At 68.7% G+C, this 21332-nt stretch carries 14 protein-coding genes and 1 tRNA gene; 13 read left to right on the top strand and 2 right to left on the bottom strand.

Going from position 1 to position 21332, the window contains the following annotated elements; translation table 11 throughout:
• Nucleotides 1–177 precede the first annotated feature (177 nt).
• Nucleotides 178–1230, top strand: coding sequence for a hypothetical protein (locus ASC93_RS10415; protein ID WP_056440825.1), 1053 nt, complete (start codon nucleotides 178–180; stop codon nucleotides 1228–1230).
• Nucleotides 1231–1323: 93 nt separating this feature from the next.
• Here the strand turns inward: ASC93_RS10415 and ASC93_RS10410 are convergent, their stop codons facing one another.
• On the bottom strand, nucleotides 1324–3105 hold the full coding sequence (locus tag ASC93_RS10410; RefSeq protein ID WP_056440821.1) for an alpha/beta hydrolase: 1782 nt from the start codon (nucleotides 3103–3105) through the stop codon (nucleotides 1324–1326).
• Between the two features lie 129 nt (nucleotides 3106–3234).
• On the opposite strand from ASC93_RS10410, the gene ASC93_RS10405 reads away from it, so the two are divergent.
• The 12 genes from ASC93_RS10405 (at nucleotide 3235) to ASC93_RS10350 (ending at nucleotide 19276) form a co-directional block, all read left to right on the top strand.
• Nucleotides 3235–3305: transfer RNA gene (locus ASC93_RS10405), tRNA-Cys, on the top strand.
• A gap of 226 nt (nucleotides 3306–3531) precedes the next feature.
• A complete protein-coding gene (locus ASC93_RS10400; protein ID WP_056440818.1) occupies nucleotides 3532–4638 on the top strand; it encodes a LacI family DNA-binding transcriptional regulator in 1107 nt (368 codons plus the stop codon).
• On the top strand, nucleotides 4638–5906 hold the full coding sequence (locus ASC93_RS10395) for an extracellular solute-binding protein (RefSeq protein WP_056440815.1): 1269 nt from the start codon (nucleotides 4638–4640) through the stop codon (nucleotides 5904–5906). The genes ASC93_RS10400 and ASC93_RS10395 overlap by 1 nt, the downstream gene beginning before the upstream one ends.
• Entirely contained in the window at nucleotides 5903–6973 is a 1071-nt protein-coding gene (locus ASC93_RS10390) for a carbohydrate ABC transporter permease (protein WP_056440813.1), read from the top strand. The genes ASC93_RS10395 and ASC93_RS10390 overlap by 4 nt, the downstream gene beginning before the upstream one ends.
• Nucleotides 6970–7842 (top strand): carbohydrate ABC transporter permease, encoded by an 873-nt coding sequence (locus ASC93_RS10385; RefSeq protein WP_056440810.1) that lies wholly within the window; start codon nucleotides 6970–6972, stop codon nucleotides 7840–7842. Before ASC93_RS10390 ends, ASC93_RS10385 begins: the two co-directional genes overlap by 4 nt.
• An 11-nt stretch (nucleotides 7843–7853) precedes the next feature.
• The gene (locus ASC93_RS10380) at nucleotides 7854–8831 is read left to right on the top strand and encodes a family 43 glycosylhydrolase (RefSeq protein WP_056440807.1); all 978 of its coding nucleotides are present in this window, start codon (nucleotides 7854–7856) and stop codon (nucleotides 8829–8831) included.
• 61 nt (nucleotides 8832–8892) lie between these two features.
• Nucleotides 8893–11247, top strand: a complete 2355-nt coding sequence (locus tag ASC93_RS10375; protein WP_056440803.1) for a GH32 C-terminal domain-containing protein — start codon at nucleotides 8893–8895, stop codon at nucleotides 11245–11247.
• Complete coding sequence (locus ASC93_RS10370; protein ID WP_056440800.1) at nucleotides 11229–12344, top strand: ABC transporter ATP-binding protein; 1116 nt, start codon at nucleotides 11229–11231, stop codon at nucleotides 12342–12344. The genes ASC93_RS10375 and ASC93_RS10370 overlap by 19 nt, the downstream gene beginning before the upstream one ends.
• On the top strand, nucleotides 12341–13300 hold the full coding sequence (locus ASC93_RS10365) for a carbohydrate kinase (protein WP_056440796.1): 960 nt from the start codon (nucleotides 12341–12343) through the stop codon (nucleotides 13298–13300). The genes ASC93_RS10370 and ASC93_RS10365 overlap by 4 nt, the downstream gene beginning before the upstream one ends.
• A gap of 111 nt (nucleotides 13301–13411) precedes the next feature.
• Nucleotides 13412–16267, top strand: a complete 2856-nt coding sequence (locus ASC93_RS10360) for a TonB-dependent receptor (RefSeq protein WP_056440793.1) — start codon at nucleotides 13412–13414, stop codon at nucleotides 16265–16267.
• Nucleotides 16268–16349: 82 nt separating this feature from the next.
• The gene (locus ASC93_RS10355; protein ID WP_200958302.1) at nucleotides 16350–17987 is read left to right on the top strand and encodes a glycoside hydrolase family 32 protein; all 1638 of its coding nucleotides are present in this window, start codon (nucleotides 16350–16352) and stop codon (nucleotides 17985–17987) included.
• A complete protein-coding gene (locus ASC93_RS10350; RefSeq protein WP_056440790.1) occupies nucleotides 17984–19276 on the top strand; it encodes a sugar porter family MFS transporter in 1293 nt (430 codons plus the stop codon). The genes ASC93_RS10355 and ASC93_RS10350 overlap by 4 nt, the downstream gene beginning before the upstream one ends.
• A 58-nt stretch (nucleotides 19277–19334) precedes the next feature.
• Here ASC93_RS10350 and ASC93_RS10345 read toward each other — a convergent pair whose 3' ends face one another.
• Nucleotides 19335–21260, bottom strand: a complete 1926-nt coding sequence (locus ASC93_RS10345; RefSeq protein ID WP_056440787.1) for an NPCBM/NEW2 domain-containing protein — start codon at nucleotides 21258–21260, stop codon at nucleotides 19335–19337.
• Nucleotides 21261–21332 lie beyond the last annotated feature (72 nt).

The raw sequence follows: 21332 nt of genomic DNA, 5'->3' as shown, positions 1-21332 counted from the left end.
GGTGGACATCTTAATTTTCGCCTCAGTTTCGCGGCGTACCGTGATTGTTGCGTATCGGAAGCATTTCTTGCCCTTTCTCTCATCTTTTTTAGAGGCCGTTGCACCGTGAAGTTAGCCGCGTTCCCGGAACTTGCCCCGCCGCAAACAGGTGGCCTTGACCTCATCCCGGATGATCCCGTGCAGCGCCGCCAGGTACTGGACAAGCTGGATGAGCTCGCTTTACTGCCTTATCTCGCCCCCACCGGGCCCGGCCGCGGATTCGCGTTGTCGACGGAGGCCGCGCACGCCCTCGTCGACGATGGCGACACGCTGAACCTGTGCCGCGACCTCGGCCTCGACACGGCCGCGAACCTCGTCCACCTCGAACGCGAAATCGTGCTGGCACTGCTTGCCGCGCCGCGCACGCTGCGCTTTGCGAGCGCCGCCGAATTCCTGTCTGCCGTCGCGATCCGCCGCGACATCGTCGTGGCGGCGCGTGCCACCCAGCTCGCGTTCGGTACGGCCGAAGCGAACCGCCCGCAGAGCCACTGGACGTATGACGAGGACCGCGGTTTCACGATCCTGCCCGGACAGTCGTTGATCGAGGCGCTCACGCTCGCCACCCAGCCGGACGCGGGCAATGGACAGATGTACGCGTTTTCCTGCTACCGCGCGAGCGAGTACGTGATGCTGCTCGGGATCGCGCGCGAACTCGAACGGGTCAACCCGCCGCTGCTGACCGCCCTGCAGCGCCAGTGGGAGACGAGTGCCATCCAGTCGGGCGCCTTCCACGACGTCTTTTTGGTCGAATACGGCTCCCTCGAAGCGCCGCTGCCGCCGCGCTACTACGTGCCGGGCGATCGCGTGTGGTTCCGGAATCCGGATGCGCTGTCGTCAGATGCGTCGGGCTATGAAGGTTCGTGGGTCATTTACCTCGGCAATGGCCTGTTCAGCAATTTCTGGCAGCGCGACCGGCCCTACAGCCTGGTCGCCAAGTGCCTCGAAATGTATCACTGGCGCCACGGCACCTATGTCGATGCGGAGGGCGACCTGCGCATGAACGAGGCGATCGTCGACGCGAAGGTCGCGGAAACGGCGGCCAACCCTGCCGCGCTGGCAACGGTCGTCGCGCGCATGTCGCGCCTGCGCGATGGCCGCGGCATTTATGCGGACGGCGGCTGCATCGATTTTTCGCGCGAATTTGCGCGCAATGTCTGTCCGGGAACGGCAAGCATCGCCTTGCCGGACTGACGCCCGTCCGGCCCGCGTCCATGGCAGGAAGGGCGCCGATGGCCGGAAGCGCGCCGCGGCGGGGTGCGCAGCCGATGTGCGCGTCGGCCAGGCTCATGGCTGCAGCACGTAGTGGCCAGGGGCGTCGCGCAGGCTGCGGCCTTCGGGCGGCGGCGCCACCCAGGGACCGGCGAGCCGCGCCAGCCAGTGTTCCCAGGCCGGCCACCAGCTGCCTTCACGTACACGGGTTTCGGATTGCCAGCTGTCGGGATCGACATAGGGACCGTCGTGTTCGTGCGTACTCATCTGGTAGCTGCGGCCCAGCTTGCCAGGCGGCGATACGACACCGGCGTTGTGGCCGCCCGAGGTCAGCAGGAACGTCACCTGCGTGTCGCTCAGCGGAATGATCTTGTAGACGGAACGCCACGGCGCCACGTGGTCCGTCATGGTGCCGACCGCGAGGATGGGGACGTGGATGTCGGTCAGCGATACGGGGCGCCCATCGACGAGGTAGCGCGCGCTGGCCAGGCTGTTCTGCAAAAACAGGTTGCGCAGGTATTGGGAATGCATGCGGAAGGGCATGCGCGTCGCGTCCGCATTCCACGAGGCCAGGTCGTTGTCCTTGTCGGGAATGTCGAGCAGGTAGTGGCGCAGGCGGCGCGACCAGATCAGGTCGTTCGAGCGCAGCAGCTGGAAGGCGCCGGCCATCTGGCGCGTGTCCAGATAGCCCTGCTGCCACATCACGGCTTCGAGAAAGCTGACCTGGCTCTCGTCGATGAACAGCGACAGCTCGCCCGGCTCCGTGAAGTCGACCTGGGCCGCCAACAGCGTCATGCTGGCCAGCCGCTCGTCGCCGTCGCGCGCCATCGCCGCCGCGGCGATCGCCAGCAGCGTGCCGCCCAGGCAATAGCCGCACGCGTTGACCTGGGGCGCGCCGGTCTCGCGCGCGACCGTGGCCAGCGCCTCCATCACGCCGTGGCGGCGGTAATCCTCCAGCGACAGGTCGCGGTCGTCGGCCTGCGGATTCTTCCAGGAAATCATGTAGACCGTATGGCCGTGCTCGACGAGGTAGCGGACGAGCGAGTTCTGCGGGGAGAGGTCGAGGATGTAGTACTTCATGATCCAGGCCGGCACGATCAGCAGCGGCACGGCGTGGACCTGCGGCGTCACGGGATCGTAGCGCAGCAGCTCGACGAGGTGGTTTTCCATGACAACCTTGCCGGGCGTGACGGCGACGTCCCGTCCGGGACGGTAGCTGACGGGCGCCGTCGTGCCGGCCAGCGCGCGGCGCGTGTCGGTGCCCGCGCGGGCCAGGCCATGCACGAGGTTCTGGCCGCCGCTGGCGAAGGTGACCTGCTGCACCACCGGATTGGTGGCGATGAAGTTCGACGGCGCGACGCCGTCCAGCAACTGGCGGGCGACGAAGGTGACGACGTCGCCATGGTGCGACGATACGCCGCGCACGTCGCTGGTGGCGCGGTGCCACCATTGTTGCGACAGCAGGAAGCCCTGGCTGAGCTGGTTCCAGGGCCACGCATGCCACAGCGGATCGTTGAAGCGCTTGTCCTGCGCCAGCGGCTGCACGGGCTCGGCCGGCGTGCCGAACATGGCGCTGGCGCTGTATTGCAGCCAGCGCTGCATGTTGTTCACGGCCTGCACGCCCAGCTCCATCTGCTTGGCGGGCGACAGCAGCAGGTGGCTGGCCCAGTCGAACCAGGCGCCGGCCAGCGCGGCCGGCGAGACGTAGCCGGTCACGCGGCCCAGCGCGGCGTTCAGCGCCAGGTCGACGTGGGCGTGCTCGACGCTGGCCTCGGGATAGCGCGGCCGCGGCCCGCCCTGCCACGTGCTGGCTTCGCGCCGCTGCTCGCTCGGCGGGATCTCGGACAGAATGTTCATGGCGTGCGGGTTCCTTTCGAAGGTACATGACCGTTTGACCGGGATTCCGCCGCTTGGTGCCGTGCGCGGGTGTGAGATTGTTTGATGCAGCGCAGGCAGGAACGCAGCGATACACGTACCATCTTTTTCGGCGAGGTAGCAAAGCGGTTATGCGACGGCTTGCAAAGCCGTTCAGACGTGTTCGACTCACGTCCTCGCCTCACGATTTCCCTCTGCGTGCCTGACATCCGCCACGAACGGGACCGCGTCGCTCACGGGGCCCGCGGCGCTTTTCGATCACGTGCGAGACATCCAGGCCTCGCGCGATCCGACACTCCGGAACCCCGCCGGCCGCACAGCAACAACCCGACAGTCCTTCGCCCCCGGGCCCCGCAAACATGTTGACCACAGCGAAAAAAGCCGATAGCATCCCGTTAAATGACAACGATGGACATTTTGCTGTGGCGCGAAGCGGCCACGGTGGAGTGCGCCGCATTCGAAGGCCCATCGGGCCAAAGAGGAGACGAGGTGTCGACCATTCACGATGTCGCCGAAAAAGCCGGCGTATCGATCAAGACCGTGTCGCGCGTGCTGAACGACGCGAACAGCGTGTCGGAAAAAACGCGCAAGCGGATCGAGCACGCCATGCAGGCGCTCGATTTCGCGCCGTCGGCCGCCGCGCGCATGTTGCGCGGGCGCCCGACCGACCTCGTAGCCGTCATCGCGGACAAGCTCACCACCACACCCGACTCGTCCGAGATCATCAAGGGCATCCAGTCCGTGTGCGAGGACCTGGGCAAGATGCTCCTCATCGGCGAGACGGGCGGGCAGGCGCATGTCGCCAGCCGCCTGGTGGCCGACATGCGCACCCACCGCGTCGAGGCGATCATCTTCGCCACGACCTTCCATCGTCCGGTGACCCTGAACGAGACGCTGGGCCAGACGCCGGCGGTGCTCGCGAACTGCTTCGAGGAGACGTCCCGGTTCGCGGAAGTCATACCGGACGACGAGGGCGGCGGCTATGCGGCGGCCGAGACCGTGCTGCGGGCCGGGCACCGCAAGATCGCGTTCCTGCAGCTGATCGACGGCATGGTCGCGACCCGCCTGCGCCTGCACGGTTTTCGCCGCGCCATGCAGGACCACGGCGTGCGGCCGAACGAGGCCTGGCTGCTGCACGGCGCCACGCCCGACAGCGACGACGAATTCGCGCAATTGAAAACGACGATCGAAGGCCTGTTCGCGGGCGCCGATCGTCCCACCGCCATCCTGTGCGGTAACGACAAGATGGCGATCCGCGTGATCTTCCTGCTGCAGCGGCGCGGCCTGCGGGTGCCGGAAGACGTGTCGGTCGTCGGCTTCGACGACTTCCGCCTGCTCTCGGAAGCGTCCGATCCCGGCCTGACGACCATCACCCTGCCATACCGCGAAATCGGCGCGCTGGCGGCGCGCCGGGCGCTCGGCAAGGATCAGGAACCGGGCATCGTGCGCGTGCCGTGCCGCGCCGTGATGCGCGGGACCGTGACGGCGCCGCGGGCAGGGAAGGCGGGCAAGTGATGAAACGGGCGCTGCTTCCGGTCCTCGCCATGGTGGCCGCGCGCGCGCTGGCGGCGCCCGTCGAGATCACCGTGTGGCGCCACGATACCGGCGACGCCGAAATGGTCGCGAGCCGGAACATGGTCGACCGGTTCAACCGTTCCCAGGACAAGTGGAAGGTCGTCGTGGAGGCGATCCCGCAAGGCACGTACACGGAATCGATCACGGCGGCGTCCCTCGTCGGCCATCTGCCCTGCGTGATGACGATCGACCAGCCCGCGGTGCCGAACTTCGCCTGGGCCGGCAACATCCGTCCCCTCGACGGGCTGCTGCCGGCGTCGGTGGTGCGGCCGCTGCTGCCGGGCGGGCGCGGGACGTACCAGGGGCGGCTCTACAGCGTGGGCCAGTTCGACGTCGTGCTGGCCATGTTCGCGCGCCGGTCGAAGCTGGCGGCCGAAGGTGTCCGCGTCGCGACGATCGAGCATCCGTACTCGGCGCGCGAGCTGTATGACATCCTCCGCAAGGTCAAGCAGTCCGGCCATTACCGCTATCCGATCGACTTGAACGGCAAGGCGCACGGCGAATGGATCAGCTACGCTTATTCCCCGTGGCTCGAGAGCGCCGGGGCGGACCTGATCGATCGCACTGACTACCTGCGCGTCGACGGTGTGCTCAACAGCGATGCCGCCGTGGGTGTCGCCCGCTACTACGCGCGCCTGTTCAAGGACCGCCTCGCCGAACGCAATCCCGCCGACGAGAAGGGCTTCGAACAGGGGCGCTCGCTGATCCAGTACACCGGGTCGTGGAAGGCGCGCGACTACAGCGAACGCTTCGGCGACGATCTCGTCGTGATGCCGCCGCCCGATTTCGGCCATGGGCCCCGGGTCGGCGCCGCGTCGTGGCAATGGGCGGTATCGAGCAGCTGTCCATACCCGGCGGGCGCCGCGGCGTTCCTCACGCACGTGCTGTCCGCGTCGGAGATGGCCGAGTTCTCGCGCATGACCGGCCTGGTGCCCGTCACGGCGGACGCCGCGGCGTTGACGAAGCACTACCGGCCGGGCGGCGACTGGCGCATCTATTTCGACTTCGCCGCGCGCTATGCGCTGCCGCGGCCCGCGACGCCGGCCTATCCCGCGATCTCGGCGGCGTTCGAAAAAGCCATGGCGGACCTCCGCGCCGGCAAGGATGCGGCCGAGGCGATGGACGAGGCGGTCGAGACGATCGAACACGATATCGCCCGCAACGACGGCTACGGTTTTGCCCGGCCCAACACGGCGGCCCGCCAATGAAGACGCTGCTCGGCCGCGACAATCCGTGGGCGATCGCCGCCTTCGCCGGCCCGGCGCTGCTGCTGTTCGGCGTCTTCATCCTGCTGCCGCTGCTGCTCGCGCTGGGGGCCACGTTGACCAATCACCGGCTCGTGTCGCCGGAACCGACCCGCTACATCGGCCTGGAGAACTACGAGCGCCTGCTGGCGCTGCTGGTGGTCGAGGTCGGGCCCCTGCGCGATCCCGCCGGCGCGGTGCTGCGCGACGAGGAGGGCGTGCGCTTCCCGACGTGGCGCCAGGTGCGCCGCGCGCGGCCGGGGCTGGCGGATTACCGGCCGGCCTGGCAGTTCCAGGCGGGCGCACGCAGGTTCGTGCTGGCGGCGACCGACCCGCTGTTCTATCGCTCCCTCATCAACACCTTCCTGTTCGCGCTGCTGGTGCTGCCGCTGCAATGCGGCGTCGCGCTCGGCCTGGCGCTGCTCGTGAACCAGCGCATCGGCGGCCGCATCTTTTTCCGCACCGTGTACTTCGCGCCCGTCGTCACGTCGATGGTGGTGGCGTCCATCGTCTGGTCGTTCATGCTGAATACCGACCGCGGCATGATCAACGAATTGCTGCGCGCCGTGACGGGCGATCCGAACGTCGGACCGGACTGGCTGGGCGAGAGCCACTACGCGCTGCCCGCCATCGCCATCATGTCGGCCTGGCAGGGCGCCGGATTCCAGATGCTCGTGTTCCTGGCCGGCCTGCAGTCGATCTCGCCCGAGCTGTACGAAGCGGCGACGCTGATGGGGGCGAATGCGTGGCAGCGCTTCGTGCACGTCACGCTGCCGGGGCTGCGCAACACGATCATCTTCGTGGTCGTGTCGACGATGCTGATGGCGTTCGGCCTGTTCACCCAGGTCGACGTGATGACGCAGGGCGGACCGCTCGACTCGACGACGACCGTCGTGTACCACGCGGTGCGCACGGGCTTCCGCCAGCAGGACATCGGCTACGGCTCGACGATCACCATGGTCTTCTTCGGCATCGTGCTGCTGGTCTCCGTGCTGCAGCGGGTGCTCGTCGCGAAAGGGGCGGACGAATGAAGCGCCCGGTCCGCACGCTGCTGCTGTTCGTCGCCATGTGCCTGCTCGGGGTCGTGTTCGCGGCGCCGCTGCTGTTCATGTTCGCGTCGTCGTTCAAGCGCGACGACGCCATCTTCGCCAACCTCACCAGCTGGTCGGCCTTCGTGCCGGATGCGGGATGGTCGACGGCCAATTATGCGGCCATCTTCGAGCGCAGCAACCTGCCGCTGTTCCTGCTGAATTCGACCGTCATCGCGGCGTGCGTCGTCGTGGGCGGTGTGCTGGTCAACAGCATGCTCGCGTTTTCCCTGAGCCGCATGCGCTGGCGCGGCCGCCGCGCGGTCCTGGCCGTGGTCGTGGCGCTGATGATCATCCCGTTCGAAGTCATCGCGATTCCGCTGCTGTCGCTGGTGGCGCGCCTGCCATGGCCGGGCCTGGAGCAGGGCGCGCTGACGTGGCACGCGGGCTGGTTCAACAGCCTGCACGTGCAGATCATCCCGTTCCTCGCCAATGCCTTTTGCGTCTTCCTGTTCTACCAGTTTTTCCGCGACATCCCGCGCGAACTGGACGAGGCGGCCAAGATGGACGGCGCCGGACCCTGGACCCTGTTCTTCCGCATCATCCTGCCCAACAGCCGCCCCGTGATCGCGACGGCCGCCATCGTGCTCTTCATCGCCGCGTGGAACCAGTACCTGTGGCCGATCATGGTCGTGCAGGGCGAAGCGGCGCGTCCCGTGCAGCCGGGCATCCAGCAGTTCTTCGGGCGTTCCAATTCCTGGGGCCAGATCATGGCGTATGCGTCCGTGGTCACGCTTCCCGTGCTCGCCGTGTTCCTGGCCTTTCAACGGCAGTTCGTCGCCTCGGTCGCGGGCGCCGGCATCAAAGGTTAAACCCAATCATCATGACACTCAAACTCGACGACAAATACATCTGGGACTTCTGGCACGTCGCGCAAGGCGGCGAGCAGCACCTGTTCATGCTGCAGGCCGACCGCGCCATCGGCGACCCGAACCTGCGCCACTGGAACGTCTCCATCGGCCACGCCGTGTCGCCCGACCTGCGCCACTGGGATTACCGCGGCACCGTGTTCGGGCCGTCCGCGCAACCCGCGTGGGACGATTTCACGACGTGGACCGGCTCCGTGATCCATGCCGAAGGCCGCTACCACCTGTTCTACACGGGCACGTGCCGTGCCGAGAACGGCCTGCGCCAGCGCATCGGCCACGCGACGGCGGACAGCCTCGACGGCCCTTTTACCCGCGTCGGCGACGGCCTCGCGCTCGACCTCGACGAACGCTTCTACGAAGAACACGCGGAAGGCCGCTGGCACGACCGCGCCCTGCGCGACCCGTGGGTGCTGCCGCACAGGATCGACGGCATGTACCACATGTTCTTCACGGCGCGCCGCAACGACGGACCGAAGTACGAACGCGGCGTGATCGGCCACGCCGTCTCGCCCGACCTCGTGCATTGGGAAGCGACGGCGCCCGTGTACGAAGGCGGCCATTACGGCCAGCTGGAAGTGCCGCAGGTGTTCGAGCGCGGCGGCCAGTGGTTCTGCACCTTCTGCAATGTGCGCGAGCACTGGTCCGAGGCGCAGCGCGCGCGCCTGGACGGCGGCGTCTCCGGCACGCACTACCTCGTGGCCGACCATCCGCTCGGTCCCTGGCGTCCGGCCGAAGGATTCCTGGACGGCGACGTCCCGTGCAAGCGCTACGCCGGCAAGATCCTGCACGACCCGCTGACGGGCGCGGATTGCCTGATGGCCTTCCTCGATACCGGCGCGGACGGCGCGTTCGTCGGCCAGATCAGCGATCCGATCCCGCTGCGCCTCGAACACGGCCGCTACCGGCGGGACGATTTTTCGGCCCTCGAATGACAACGATGGACAACGGCTAGCCGGCGCGACGACCGGTCCGCACAACGATCAAGGAGACACCGTGATTCCCTTCAACCAGACAAGCCGGACGTGGCGGCGCAGCGTGGCCCCCGCGATGCTGCTGGCGCTGCTCGTGTCGGGCCGCGCCGCGGCGGGCGCCGACATCGCCGCCTGGACGCTCGACGACCGGCACGGCAGCGGCGCCCTCGAAGCGGTGTCGGGCCGCCGCGACGCCGTGGCCTACGTCTTCAACCATGCGCGCTTCAAGCCGGATTCCGATCCGCAGTGGCGCCCGGCCGCCGCGTGCATCAAGGGCGGCTGCCTGCTGTTCGACGGGTATTCGACGGACATCACGGCACCCGCCCTGACGGCCGCGCAGCTCGGTGCCGGCTGGACGATGAGCGCGTGGGTCGCGCCGCATGCGTTCGAATGGGGCGACGGCGGCCAGTACTCCGCTTTCCTGAGCCAGTTCGACGAAGCCACTCGAACCGGCTTCGCCTTCGGCATGTACCGCTTCGGCACGTGGGGCATCAAGCTGGGCTTCGGCGGCGCCGTGTTCGACCTGCGCGCCGATGACCGCAGGCTGCCGAAGGACACGTGGTCGCACGTGGCGGCCAGCTACGATCCGCACGGCCGGACGGTCCGGCTGTTCCTCGACGGCGAGCAGGTGGCATCCGGCACCGGTCCGGCGGAAGGCAGCCTCGCGTTGCCGCCGCGCGCGCTGACGATCGGCCGCTACTCGCAGCCGCGCATGGTGGCCGGCACGTTCCAGCTGAATACCTTCCTCGGCCTGATGGACGACGTCCGCATCACGGCGGGCGCCGCGACGGGCGACGACGTGGCGCGCCGCGTGCGCGCCGACCTGGCGGCGCATGGCGGCAAGGCGCCGGCGCTGGCGCAGGCCGACGTCACGATCGCCGCGAGCACCTTCGCCGGGGACCGCCATCGCCCGCAATATCACGCGATGCCGGATGCCGGCTGGATGAACGAACCGCATGCGCCGTTCTACCAGGACGGCCGCTACCACCTGTTCTTCCAGAAGAATCCGTTCGGCCCGTTCTGGCACCAGATCCATTGGGGGCACTGGGTCAGCCCGGACATGGTGCACTGGCGCGAGCTCCCGATCGCGCTGGCGCCGGAAGACGACGGCCTGGCGCCGGACGGCATCTGGTCCGGCAGCGCCACGCACGCGAAGGACGGCACGCCGGTGCTGTTCTTCACGGCGGGGAACGACAAGGCGCCCAGCCACGAGCGCGTCGGGCTCGCGCGGCCGGCGGACCCGTCCGATCCGGACCTGCGGCGCTGGACCAGGTATCCCGTGCCGGTGACCGAACAGCAGCCGGGGCCGGGCCATACGGGCGATTTCCGCGACCCGTTCGTGTTCCGCGACGACGCCGGCGACCGCTGGTTCGAGCTCGTGGCGTCGCGGGTGCCCGGCGGCAGCGGCACGGCGCTCGTCCACGAATCGTCCGACCTCGTGCACTGGCGCTACCGCGGCCCGCTGTTCACGCTCGATGCGCAGCGCTATCCGGGCTTCGACAAGACGTTCGAACTGCCCGTGCTGCTGCCGATCGGGAAGGGCGGCGATGGCCGGCCGCGCCACGTGTTCCTGACGGACGTGGGGGCGCAGGCGTATTACTGGATCGGCGTGTTCGATCCCGCCAACGCGCGCTTCGTCCCGGACAGCGAGGCGCCGCGCGTGTTCGACCTGGGCGACCACCATTTTTCCGGTCCCAGCGGCTTCGTCGATCCGAAGACGGGACGCACCATCGTCTTTTCGATCGCCCAGGGCGAACGCAGCGCGCGCGACGAATGGGCGAGCGGCTGGGCCCACAATGCCGGCCTGCCCGTCACGCTCGCGCTCGGCCCGGACGGCGACCTGCGGCTGGCGCCCATCGACGAACTCAAAAGCCTGCGCCGGGACCTGTTGCTCGATCTGGCCGACGTGACGCCAGCCGCCGCCGCGGCCCGGCTGGCCGGGGTCGAAGGCGATCTGCTGGAGGTGGCGCTGGAAGTGAAGCCGGCACCGGGCAACGATGCGCGCCGCGGGCTGGTCGTGCGCAAGACGCCCGACGGCGCCGAGCACACGGACCTCGTCGTCGACGCCGCGCGCAAGCGCTTCGAGATCGACCGCACGCACACGACCCTCGATCCGGACGCGCGTTCGCGCGGCGTGCAGGGCGGCGTATTCGATCCGCGCGGCGGGAACCTGCGCCTGCGCGCATTCCTGGACCGTTCGATGGTGGAAGCTTATCTCGACGAACGCAAGAGCATCACGAGCCGCATGTATCCGTCGCGGCCGGATGCGACGGGACTGGGCTTGATCGCGGCGGCTGGCGACCGCGTCGTGAGGCTCAAGGTATGGCGCATGGGCGCGCTGGATGCGGAGGCTGCGGCATGGCATCCATCGCGTTGAACGGCGTGGGCAAGACCTACGCGGGCAAGAGCGCCAGCCCGGTCCTGCAGGACATCTCGTTCGCGGTCGCGGACGGCGAATTCGTCGTGCTGGTCGGGCCGTCCGGGTGCGGCAAATCGACCGTCCTGCGCATGATCGCGGGACTGGAAGAGGCGAGCGGCGGCGAGATCCGCCTCGACGGCGTGCGCGTCAACGAGACGCCGCCGGCCCGGCGCGGCCTCGCGATGGTGTTCCAGAGCTATGCGCTGTATGCGCACATGAGCGTGTTCGAGAACATCGCCTTCGGCCTGCGCCTGGCGCGGGTGCCGAAGAAGGACCTCCACACATCCGTGCACACGGTCGCGCGCATGCTGCAGCTCGAGCACCTGCTGGACCGCAAGCCGCCGCAATTGTCGGGCGGGCAGCGCCAGCGCGTGGCGATCGGCCGCGCCATCGTGCGCAAGCCGCGCGCCTTTTTGTTCGACGAACCGCTGTCGAACCTGGACGCCGCGCTGCGCGCCGACATGCGCGCCGAGATCGCCCGCCTGCACAAGCAGCTGGGGGCGACGATGGTGTACGTGACCCACGACCAGGTCGAGGCGATGACGCTGGCCGACCGCATCGTCGTGCTGGGGCCGATGGGCGTGCAGCAGATCGGCGCGCCGATGGCGTTGTACGAGCGTCCTGCGAACGTGTTCGTGGCCGGCTTCATCGGCATGCCGAAGATGAACCTCGTCGAGGGCGCGGTCGACGCGCACGGCCGGCTCGCGCTGGGCGGCGTGCCGCTGGACTGGGAGAATGCGGCCGCCTGCGGCAGCACGGTGACGGTGGGCCTGCGTCCGGAGCACCTGGTGCCGGATGCCGGCGGGGCGATCCGCGGCACCGTCGCTCTCGTCGAGCGGCTCGGCGCCGATTCGCACGTGCACCTGGAGGTGGAGGGGCTGTCCCGGCCGCTCGTCGTCTCGATCAAGGACGCGCCGCCGGCACCCGGCAGCGCCTGGGCCGTCACGCACGCGGCGGGCGCGCTGCACGTGTTCGGCGCGGACGGCGTACGGATCGAACCGCGGCAGCCGGCGCCGGCCGGCAATCAAATCAACATTATTTCGGAGGCAGCATGATCGTCGTTTGTGGGGAAGCGTTGTTCGATGTGTTCGCGACGCAGGAGAGGGCAGCCGCCATCGACCTGGCGGCATGCCAGGGCGGTTCGCCGTTCAACCTGGCGACCGGCGTGGCGCGGCTGGGCGGCGCCGCACGGTTCTTCGGCGGCCTGTCGCACGACGTGTTCGGCCGCAAGCTGTACGCGGCGCTGCAGGCCGAGGGCGTGGACCTGTCCGCGGCGCCGCGGCCGGACGCCCCGACCGCGCTCGTGATGGTGAGCGTCGACGCCGGCGGCGTGCCGGTCTACACGTTCTACGGCAGCGGCACCGCGGAGCGCGCCGTGCGCCTCGCCGACCTGGAGCGGGTGCCCGCCGACGCGCAGGCCGTGCACGTGGGCTCGTACTGCATGGTCGTCGAGCCGGTGGCGTCCACGCTGCGCGCGCTCGTCGAGCGCCAGCATGGCCGCAGCCTGATCGTGTACGACCCGAACGTGCGCCTGACGATCGAGCCGCGCGCCGACGTCTGGCGCGAGACGCTGTGCTGGATGATGCGCCGGACCGACGTGCTGAAGGTCAGCGAGGAGGACATCCACGCGCTGTATCCGGGCCGCCGCATCGACACGTTCATCGCCGAGGCGCTGGATGCCGGCGTGGCCCTCGTGGCCGTCACGCGGGGCGAGCGCGGCGTCGTCGCGGCCACGCGCACGCTGGCGGCGGTGGAGCTGCCGGCCGTGCCGGTCGCCGTCGTGGACACGGTCGGCGCGGGCGACACCTTCCAGGCCGGCCTGCTGGCCTGGCTCCAGCGCGCCGGCTGCCTCACGCGGCGCGCGGTGGAAGGCCTCGGCCGCGACGAACTGGTGGAGGCGTTGCGCTTCTCGGCACGCGCGGCGGCCATCACCTGTTCGCGCCGGGGCGCCGACCTCCCTTACACCAGCGAGCTGGCCGGCGCGGAGGCGCTGGACATGCCGCAACCCTGATCCGTCTATTTTTTCACAAGAAATGACAACGATGGACATCCGGTTTACGAGACCGGCGGCTGGAAAAACGAAGTGAAAGAAGTCAATATCAACTACAGGAGATTCGTACGTATGCGCTACTCGCTCACCCCCTATATCGGCCGCTCGGCCGCCCTCGCCATCGCGCTGGCACCCGCGCTCGCGTTCGCCCAGCAGCAGGCCGGCGCGCAGGCGGAGCAGCCCCCGGCCGCCGCCGCGCAAGCCACGCAAGCCGCGGCCAACGCCGACGAGCCGAACAACGTCGTCATCGTGACCGGCGTGACCCGGACGACGACCAAGAAGAACGCGACCTTCTCGATCAACACGCTGAGCGCCGAGGACATCCAGCGCCTGGCGCCGATGAGCACGGCCGACCTGCTGGGCAACCTGCCGGGCATCTATGCCGAGGGCAGCACGGCCGGCGAGGCCAGCAACAACATCACGGTGCGCGGCCTGCCCGTGGTCGGCGGATTCCGTTTCGCGCCGCAGCTGATCGACGGCCTGCCGGCGTACGAGGAACCGGAAGCCCCGTTCATGAACAACGACGTGTTCGTCCGCGACGACCTGATGACCGACAGCGTGGAAGCGGTCAAGGGCGGTCCGGGCGGCATCCTGTATTCGAACGGCCTGGGCGCGACCATCAACCACATCACGCGCACCGGCGGCGACCACCTCGAAGGCGGCTACAAGCTCGAATACGCGGACTACGGCTTCATCCGCCAGGACGCCTTCGTATCGGGCCCGCTGAACAAGAACCTGACCGGCGCCGTCGGCGGCTACTACCGCCGCAGCAAGGGCATCCGCGACACCGGCTATACGGCGGACCGCGGCGGCCAGGTCCGCGGCAACCTCGTCTACACGAGCGACGACCGCAGGACGACCGCGCGCGTCGACGCCCTCGTGATCGACGACCGCACGGCGTTCTACCAGAACCTGCCGATCTCGGTGCCGCGCTTTACCCAGTCCGGCACGCCGGCCAATCCGACGGTGCTCAGCCAGGACACCATCCAGCCGCTGGGCATCGACTTCGCGCACGGGACGACGGCCTCGCCCTACAACCGCCGCTTCGGCATGATCGGCGAATACGGCACCCGCACCATCGACCAGGCCGACGGCATCCATCCCGACTTCAAGATGTTCACGCTGAAGCTGGACCACGAGTTCGCATCGGGCCTGAAGCTCTCGGCCGGCCTGCGCCACACGGGCGGCAGCAGTGGCTTCAATTCCGTCTTCACGGGGAACGACACGGCGACGGCGGCGACCTTCCTGAACGCGCGGCTGCAGAACGACGTGATCTCGCCGGCGCATGCGGCGGCCTTGAGCTGCAACCTGGGTAACGCCAAGTTGATCGGCTACTTCAACGTCCCCTCGAACGGCGCCTGCGCGCAGTTCGCCAACATCAGCCGCGAGGACTTCGTGGCCAAGTACGCGAAGGGCGTCGGCGTGGCAGGCACGTACCTGAACGACGGTTCGCGCGTGGCACCGACGGCTTACCTGAACTTCCTGACGCCGTTCATCGCCCAGACCGACGCCGCCAGCACGGTGCTCGACCTGAAGGGGCAGAAGACGTTCAAGGCGGCCGGTACGCACGACCTCACGTTCGGCGTGTACCGCAGCCACTACACCTACGATCCGAACTTCCAGGCCGGGCTGCTGGTGTCCGAGACCGCCGAGCGTTCGCGCCTGGTCGACCTGACGGTGGTCGACGCCGCCGGCAACCAGGTGGGACCGTCGCTGACGACGGGCGGCGCCATCCTGCCCGGCTGGTTCGGCTTCGTCAGCCACATCAAGGCCGACGGCCATGCGGCCTACCTGCTCGACCACTGGGAAACGTTGCGGGGCAAGCTGAAGATCGATGCCGGCGTGCGCTGGCAGGACGTGCGCGCCAACGTCGACCGCCGCGACCGCAATACGACGACCGACCTGACGCCGGCGAACGTGGTGGTCGGTTCGACGCAGGACACGGCGGCGGACAACGAGATCCAGTTCCCGGGGCAGCCGAACCTGCTGAACAAGACCTATCACGGCATGGGCTGGTCGCTGGGCGGTAACTACAGCATCATCCGGCCGCTGGCCGTGTACGCACTGGCGTCGTATTCGTTCCGCCTGCCGAGCCTCGGCGACCTGAATGACCTGAGCACCGCGGGCGCCGTGCTGGCGAACGGCAAACCCGTCGAGCTCAGCGCCGTCGAGCATATCCGCCAGTACGAGACCGGCCTGCGCTACCTGACGCGCGAGTTCGGGGCTTCCGTCGCGCTGTTCTACAACAAGTTCTCGCCGCGCAGCGCCGTCAACGTCTACAAGGATTTCCAGTCGCCGGCGTGCGCCGCGCTCGGCGGGGTCACGCAGATCAACTCGTGCCCGGACGTGGCCCAGTTGTACAAGCGCGGAGTGCGCAACGTCGGCACCGAGATCGAACTGACCTTCCGACCGCATATGATCGACGGGCTGGAACTGAAGGGTAACGTCGTGGCGCAGAATCCGAAGGTCGACGGCGCGCGCTACCAGATCACGCAGGAAGACAAGGACGCGCAAGGCGTGATCACGGGTTACCACTACGTGCAGATCAGCGAAGACGGCCGCCGTCCGCGCCGCCTGGCCAAGATCATGGCCAACTTCCAGCCGTCGTACGACCTGCTGGCGGCGACCGGCATTCCGCTGACCGTCTACGGGCAATACCAGTACGTCGGCGACCGCTACTCGGAAGCGACCGACACCAACGTGACCTTGCTACCGTCCTACCACATCATCAACATGGGGGCGCAGTACCAGATCTCGTCGCGCTGGATGGCGCAGCTGCACGTGGCCAACCTGACCAACCAGCTGTCGTTCACGGAAGGCGATCCGCTGTTCTCCGACCTGTTGTCGCCGGACGGCACCCGCAACCGGGGCATCGCACGGCCGCTGTTCGGCCGCACGATCCGCGCCAGCATCACGTACCGCTTCTGAATCGCCGACTTCTGAACAGGGGCAGGCCGCCGGCACGGCCGGCGCGCGCCTGCCCGTCTTCGACAACAACAAGGAACACCCCGTGGCTTTGACTTCCCGACTTCCCCTCCTGACCATCGGCGCGGCGCTGCTGTCCGCCGGCTGCGCCAGCCGGTCGCCCGCGCCCGCGCACGCGCCCGCGCACGACGAACCGTTTCGCCCGCAGTTATCGTTCTCCCCGCAGCGCAACTGGATGAACGATCCGAACGGCCTCGTGTACCTCGACGGCGAATATCACCTGTTCTACCAACACAACCCGAACCAGAACACCTGGGGCGACATGTCCTGGGGCCACGCGGTCAGCACCGACCTGCTGCACTGGACCGAACTGCCGCTGGCGCTGCCCGTCGAAAAGGACGCCGGCGGCAAGATCACGCAGATGTTCTTTTCCGGCAGCGCGGTGGTCGATCACGCCAATACCAGCGGCTTCGGCCAGCCGGGCAAGCCGGCCATGGTGGCGATCTACACGGCCGTGTTCCCGCAGGCGCGCACGCTGAACGGCAAGCTTGTCCGCGCCGGCACGCAGGCGCAGTCGATCGCCTACAGCCTCGATCGCGGCCGCACCTGGACGCAATACGCCGGCAACCCGGTGATTCCCGCACCGCCGGCGCAATACGCGGCCGAGTACCGCGAATTCCGCGACCCGAAAATGTTCTGGTACGAGCCGGGGCACAAGTGGGTGCTGGCGACCGTGGCGGCGCAGCGGCACAAGGCCCTGTTCTACAGCTCGCGCGACCTGATCCACTGGGAGTGGACGGGCGAGTTCGGCCCGGCCGGCGCGGCCGGCGGCGTGTGGGAATGCCCCGACCTGGTCGAGCTCCCGGTCGACGGCGATCCCGCGCGCCGCAAATGGGTCCTCATCATCAGCCTCAATCCGGGCGGCCCGGCCGGCGGCTCGGGCATGCAGTACTTCGTCGGCGACTTCGACGGCAAGACGTTTACGCGCGACCGCGCCGCCGGCACCGACGCCGACGCGCCCCGGTGGCTGGACTACGGCGCCGACTTCTACGCCGGCGTCACCTACAACGATGCGCCCGGCGGACGCCGCCTGCTCGTCGGCTGGATGAACAACTGGCTGTACGGCGAAAAGGTGCCGACGGCGCCATGGCGCAGCGCCCAGGCGCTGCCGCGCGAACTCGGCCTGCGCACGGTGAACGGGCACGTGACGCTGGTGCAGCAACCGGTCGCGGAAGCGCAGCGTCTGCGCAGCCGCCTGCTGTTCGGCACGCCGGCGCAGACCATCGCGCGCGGCGCGCAGGCCGTGCCGCTGGCCGGCGCCGCGCGCGCGCCGCTCGAACTGCGGATGATCCTGAAGCCGGGCACGGCGACGCGCGCCGGCGTCCGGCTGGGAAAGGACGCGGTCACCGAGATCGGCTACGACGCCGCGCAGGGCGTGGTGTACGTGGACCGCACGCGCTCGGGCGCGACCGGTTTCCATCCGCAGTTCGCGGCGAGGCATACCGCACCGGTCGCGCTGCCGGAGGCCGGGCTGCCGCTGCGGATCCTCGTCGACCGCGGATCGGTGACGGTGTTCGCCGGGGAAGGCGAGGCGGTGCTGACCGACCAGGTGTTCCCGACGACAGGCGTGGACGGCGTCAGCCTGTTCAGCGTGGACGGGGACGCGCACGTGCGCGACCTGAACGTCTGGTCCCTGAATTCGATCTGGAAGGAAGCGCAATGAATACGCTGTTGAAGGGAACACTGGTCGGCGGCCTGGCGGGGCTGCTGTTCGGATTCGATACGGCGGTCATCGCCGGCACCACGCAAGGCCTCACGCAGGCGTTCGGACTCGATCCGGGTGGCCTCGGCATGACCGTGTCGAGCGCGTTGTGGGGCACCCTGCTGGGCGCCCTGTTCGCGGGGCGCCCGGGCGACCGCTTCGGGGCCCGCAACTGCCTGCGCGCCATCGCCGCGCTGTATGTCGTGTCGGCGCTGGGCTGCCTGTTCGCGCCGAGCCTCGCGGTGCTGGTCGCGGCCCGGGTGCTGGGCGGGATCGCCATCGGCGCATCGTCGGTGCTGGCGCCGATCTATCTCGCCGAGATCGCGCCCGCGCACCGGCGCGGCATGCTGGTCGGCGCGTTCCAGTTCAACATCGTGCTGGGCATCCTCGTCGCGTACCTGAGCAATTACCTGGTCGGCCTGGCGGAACTGGGAGCGGACGAGTGGCGCTGGAAGTTCGGGGTCGCGGCGCTGCCCGCGCTGCTGCTGTTCGGCCTCCTGTTCGTCATTCCGAACAGCCCGCGCTGGCTGGCGGTGAAGGGCCGGGCCCAAGAGGCCGAGCAGGTGCTGCGCGAAATCGGCGCCGCCGACGTGGCGGGCGAACTGGCCAGCTATGCGCGCGGCCACATGGCCGCTGGCTCGAAGCTGTCGTGGCGCCGCTACCGCAAGCCGATGCTGCTGGCCTTCGCGATCGCCGCGTTCAACCAGCTGTCGGGCATCAACGCCATCCTGTACTACGCGAACGACATCTTCGCCGCCGCCGGATTCGGCAAGATGTCGGCCGATCTCCAGTCCGTGGCGATCGGCGCCACCAACCTGGTGTTTACGCTGCTGGCGCTGACCGTCATCGACCGCCTCGGACGCAAGACCCTGCTGATGGTGGGCTCGGTCGGGATGGTCGTCGCGCTGGCGGCGACCGCCTGGATCCAGTGGAGCGGCCTGCACCGCGACCTGCTCCTGTGGGCGCTGGTCCTGTTCATCGCGGCGTTCGCGTTTTCGCAGGGCGCGGTGATCTGGGTGTACATCGCCGAGATCTTTCCGACCGAGGTGCGGGCGCGCGGACAAAGCCTGGGCGCGTCGACGCACTGGCTGATGGACGCCATCGTCGCCGGCGTGTTCCCCGCCATGGCCGCGCGTTCGAAGGGCCTGCCGTTCATCCTGTTCGCGGTGGCGATGCTCGTGCAGCTGTTCGTCGTGGCCCGCTATTTCGTCGAGACGAAGGGGGCGCGGCTGGAGGATATCGACGTGTGACGGCAGGTGCCACGCCGGGCGACCTCACGGCCGCCCGGCATGTCCCCGGCCGCGCCGGTCAGCGCGTCTGCGCCGCCGACAACAGCGCCGCGTCGCCCCAGCTCACCGGCAGCTGCTCATTGGCGCCGCCCGCGCTGCGCGCCACCAGTTCGATCACCTTCACGCCCGCGACGTCGGCGCCCAATGCCTGCGCCGGCTGGCCCCAACGCGAGGGCTTGCTCGTGGCGAGCAGCTTGCCGTCGCCGTAGATCATGAAGGTCACGGCATGCGTACGGTCCTGGGCGGAATCGTCGACGCCGACCCGCGCGTCCAGGCGGCGGTAGCCGTGGTTGCGCACCTCGAGCCGGGAATTGGCCAGGATGCCGATGCCGGCGGCGTAAGGCGTGCCGGCGATCTGCAGCGTCTGGCCGTACGGCGTGCTGTCGGCGCGCGCGCCGCCCCAGCCGGCGTACATCGGCCGTTCGCCCTGGCCCTTGGTGCCGGTCCAGCCGAACGACGAGCGGAAGATCGTCGGATCGGCCTGCGGCACGCTCACGCCGTCGACGGCCGGATTCACGCTGCCCGGCTGTTCCGACAGATACATGCCCTGCGCCAGCATGCGCGTACCCTGGGCGCGGAAGATCCGCGTCTCGCGCGGCGCGACGCGGATCTTGGTCTCGTTCGTGAACGAGGTGTCGGCCCTGGTCCAGAGATCGGTCAGCGTGACCGGCGCGTCCTTGCGGAACTTGAGGTGCTCGGCGGTCAGGTCGACGTCGATCGGCGCGAAGCCGCGGTTGAACAGCGCGACCGCCTTTTGGCCGGAGGCGAGCGTCTTGACGAGGATTTCCAGGTCGTCGGCGTCGTAGGCGAGTGTCGCCTGGTTGCCGGCCGGGTCCTGGTTGACCGCGATGATGTCGGCATTGCCGAAGATGTCCATCAGCGCCTGCGGCGTCGTCCTCAGGTCGGCGCCCGTCATCAGCGGCGCGTTCAGCATGGCCCAGAGGGCGAAGTGCGATTTGGCTTCGACCAGGTGGCCGGCATCGAAATCGCCGGCGCCGATGAACAGCATGTCGGGGTCGTTCCAGCTGCCCGGATGTCCATACAGCGCGCGCCGTGCCGCGCTGTCGAAGTTGCTCAGCATGCGGGTCCAGGATGGGCGGATGTCGTCGCTGGTGCGCGAGATGTTGCCGAAGTTTTTGCCCCATGCGCGCACGTCGGCCGCGCCCCAGACGCACAGCGACAGCAGGAAGTCGCCGTCGGGATTGTTGTGCTGGAGCGCCGCGTTAATCTGCGTGAATTCCGCCTGCACCGCCGGGATATTCGAACGGGCGACCGATTCCAGGTCCAGCACGGGCGTCAGCGCGCGGTACTGGCCCGAGCGGACCTTCGGGCTGGCGGGGCCGTACGCGCGCAGGCCGCAGCCGTCGACCTTGATGAAATCGAAGCCCCAGTCGGTGAAGAAGAGCTTGATGTCCTGGTCGATATGGCCGTACAGGCCGATCTCGCGTTCGAGCACGCTGCCCTTGGGGAGGTCGGTGTCGGTGCCGGAATAGGCTTGCGAGCAGGTGTTGCGGCCGAGGTCCGAATAGATGCCGGCCTTCAGTCCCATCGCGTGCAGCTTGTCGGTGAGGGGGCGGAAGGTGCTGGCGCCGCCCGTGACGGACGACGGGAAGCGGTCGGGCCGGACCACCAGGTGCCCGTCCGGCACCTGGCGGCGCAGCGCCCACCCGTCGTCGATGTTGATGTAGCGATAGCCCTTGGCGGCCAGGCCGCTGTCGACGATGCGCTGGGCCGAGCCGATGATCTTCGCTTCGTCGATATCGGTGCCGAACGCGTTCCAGCTGCTCCAGCCCATCGGCGGCACCGCCGCGCGGCCGGCCGTGTAGGCGCTCCAGTGCGCCGTGGGGGCGAGGGGATCGGTCGCGGCGTGCGCCGCGGCCACCGCGAACAACAGGGGTATCAGGGCCAGGCGGGGCAGCCGGCGTACAGTCCTTTGCGCTTGCATCAGGGTTCCAGTGTGATTGACGAACGTAGCTGAATTATCTGGACCGCAAGGCTGCGCGACAAGTATTAAAAG

This window comes from Massilia sp. Root335, from assembly GCF_001425685.1.
GTDB classification, from domain to species: domain Bacteria; phylum Pseudomonadota; class Gammaproteobacteria; order Burkholderiales; family Burkholderiaceae_D; genus Telluria; species Telluria luteola.
The sequence above is the reverse complement of the archived record's forward strand: the minus strand, read 5'-3'. Positions and strand labels throughout refer to the sequence as shown.

Excerpts from the sequence above, each read along its gene's own strand:
- ASC93_RS10410 (WP_056440821.1), bottom strand. The coding sequence starts at position 3,105 with ATGAACATTCTGTCCGAGATCCCGCCGAGCGAGCAGCGGCGCGAAGCC.
- ASC93_RS10400 (WP_056440818.1), top strand. The coding sequence starts at position 3,532 with ATGGACATTTTGCTGTGGCGCGAAGCGGCCACGGTGGAGTGCGCCGCA.
- ASC93_RS10395 (WP_056440815.1), top strand. The coding sequence starts at position 4,638 with ATGAAACGGGCGCTGCTTCCGGTCCTCGCCATGGTGGCCGCGCGCGCG.
- ASC93_RS10390 (WP_056440813.1), top strand. The coding sequence starts at position 5,903 with ATGAAGACGCTGCTCGGCCGCGACAATCCGTGGGCGATCGCCGCCTTC.
- ASC93_RS10385 (WP_056440810.1), top strand. The coding sequence starts at position 6,970 with ATGAAGCGCCCGGTCCGCACGCTGCTGCTGTTCGTCGCCATGTGCCTG.
- ASC93_RS10380 (WP_056440807.1), top strand. The coding sequence starts at position 7,854 with ATGACACTCAAACTCGACGACAAATACATCTGGGACTTCTGGCACGTC.
- ASC93_RS10370 (WP_056440800.1), top strand. The coding sequence starts at position 11,229 with ATGGCATCCATCGCGTTGAACGGCGTGGGCAAGACCTACGCGGGCAAG.
- ASC93_RS10365 (WP_056440796.1), top strand. The coding sequence starts at position 12,341 with ATGATCGTCGTTTGTGGGGAAGCGTTGTTCGATGTGTTCGCGACGCAG.
- ASC93_RS10360 (WP_056440793.1), top strand. The coding sequence starts at position 13,412 with ATGCGCTACTCGCTCACCCCCTATATCGGCCGCTCGGCCGCCCTCGCC.
- ASC93_RS10350 (WP_056440790.1), top strand. The coding sequence starts at position 17,984 with ATGAATACGCTGTTGAAGGGAACACTGGTCGGCGGCCTGGCGGGGCTG.
- ASC93_RS10345 (WP_056440787.1), bottom strand. The coding sequence starts at position 21,260 with ATGCAAGCGCAAAGGACTGTACGCCGGCTGCCCCGCCTGGCCCTGATA.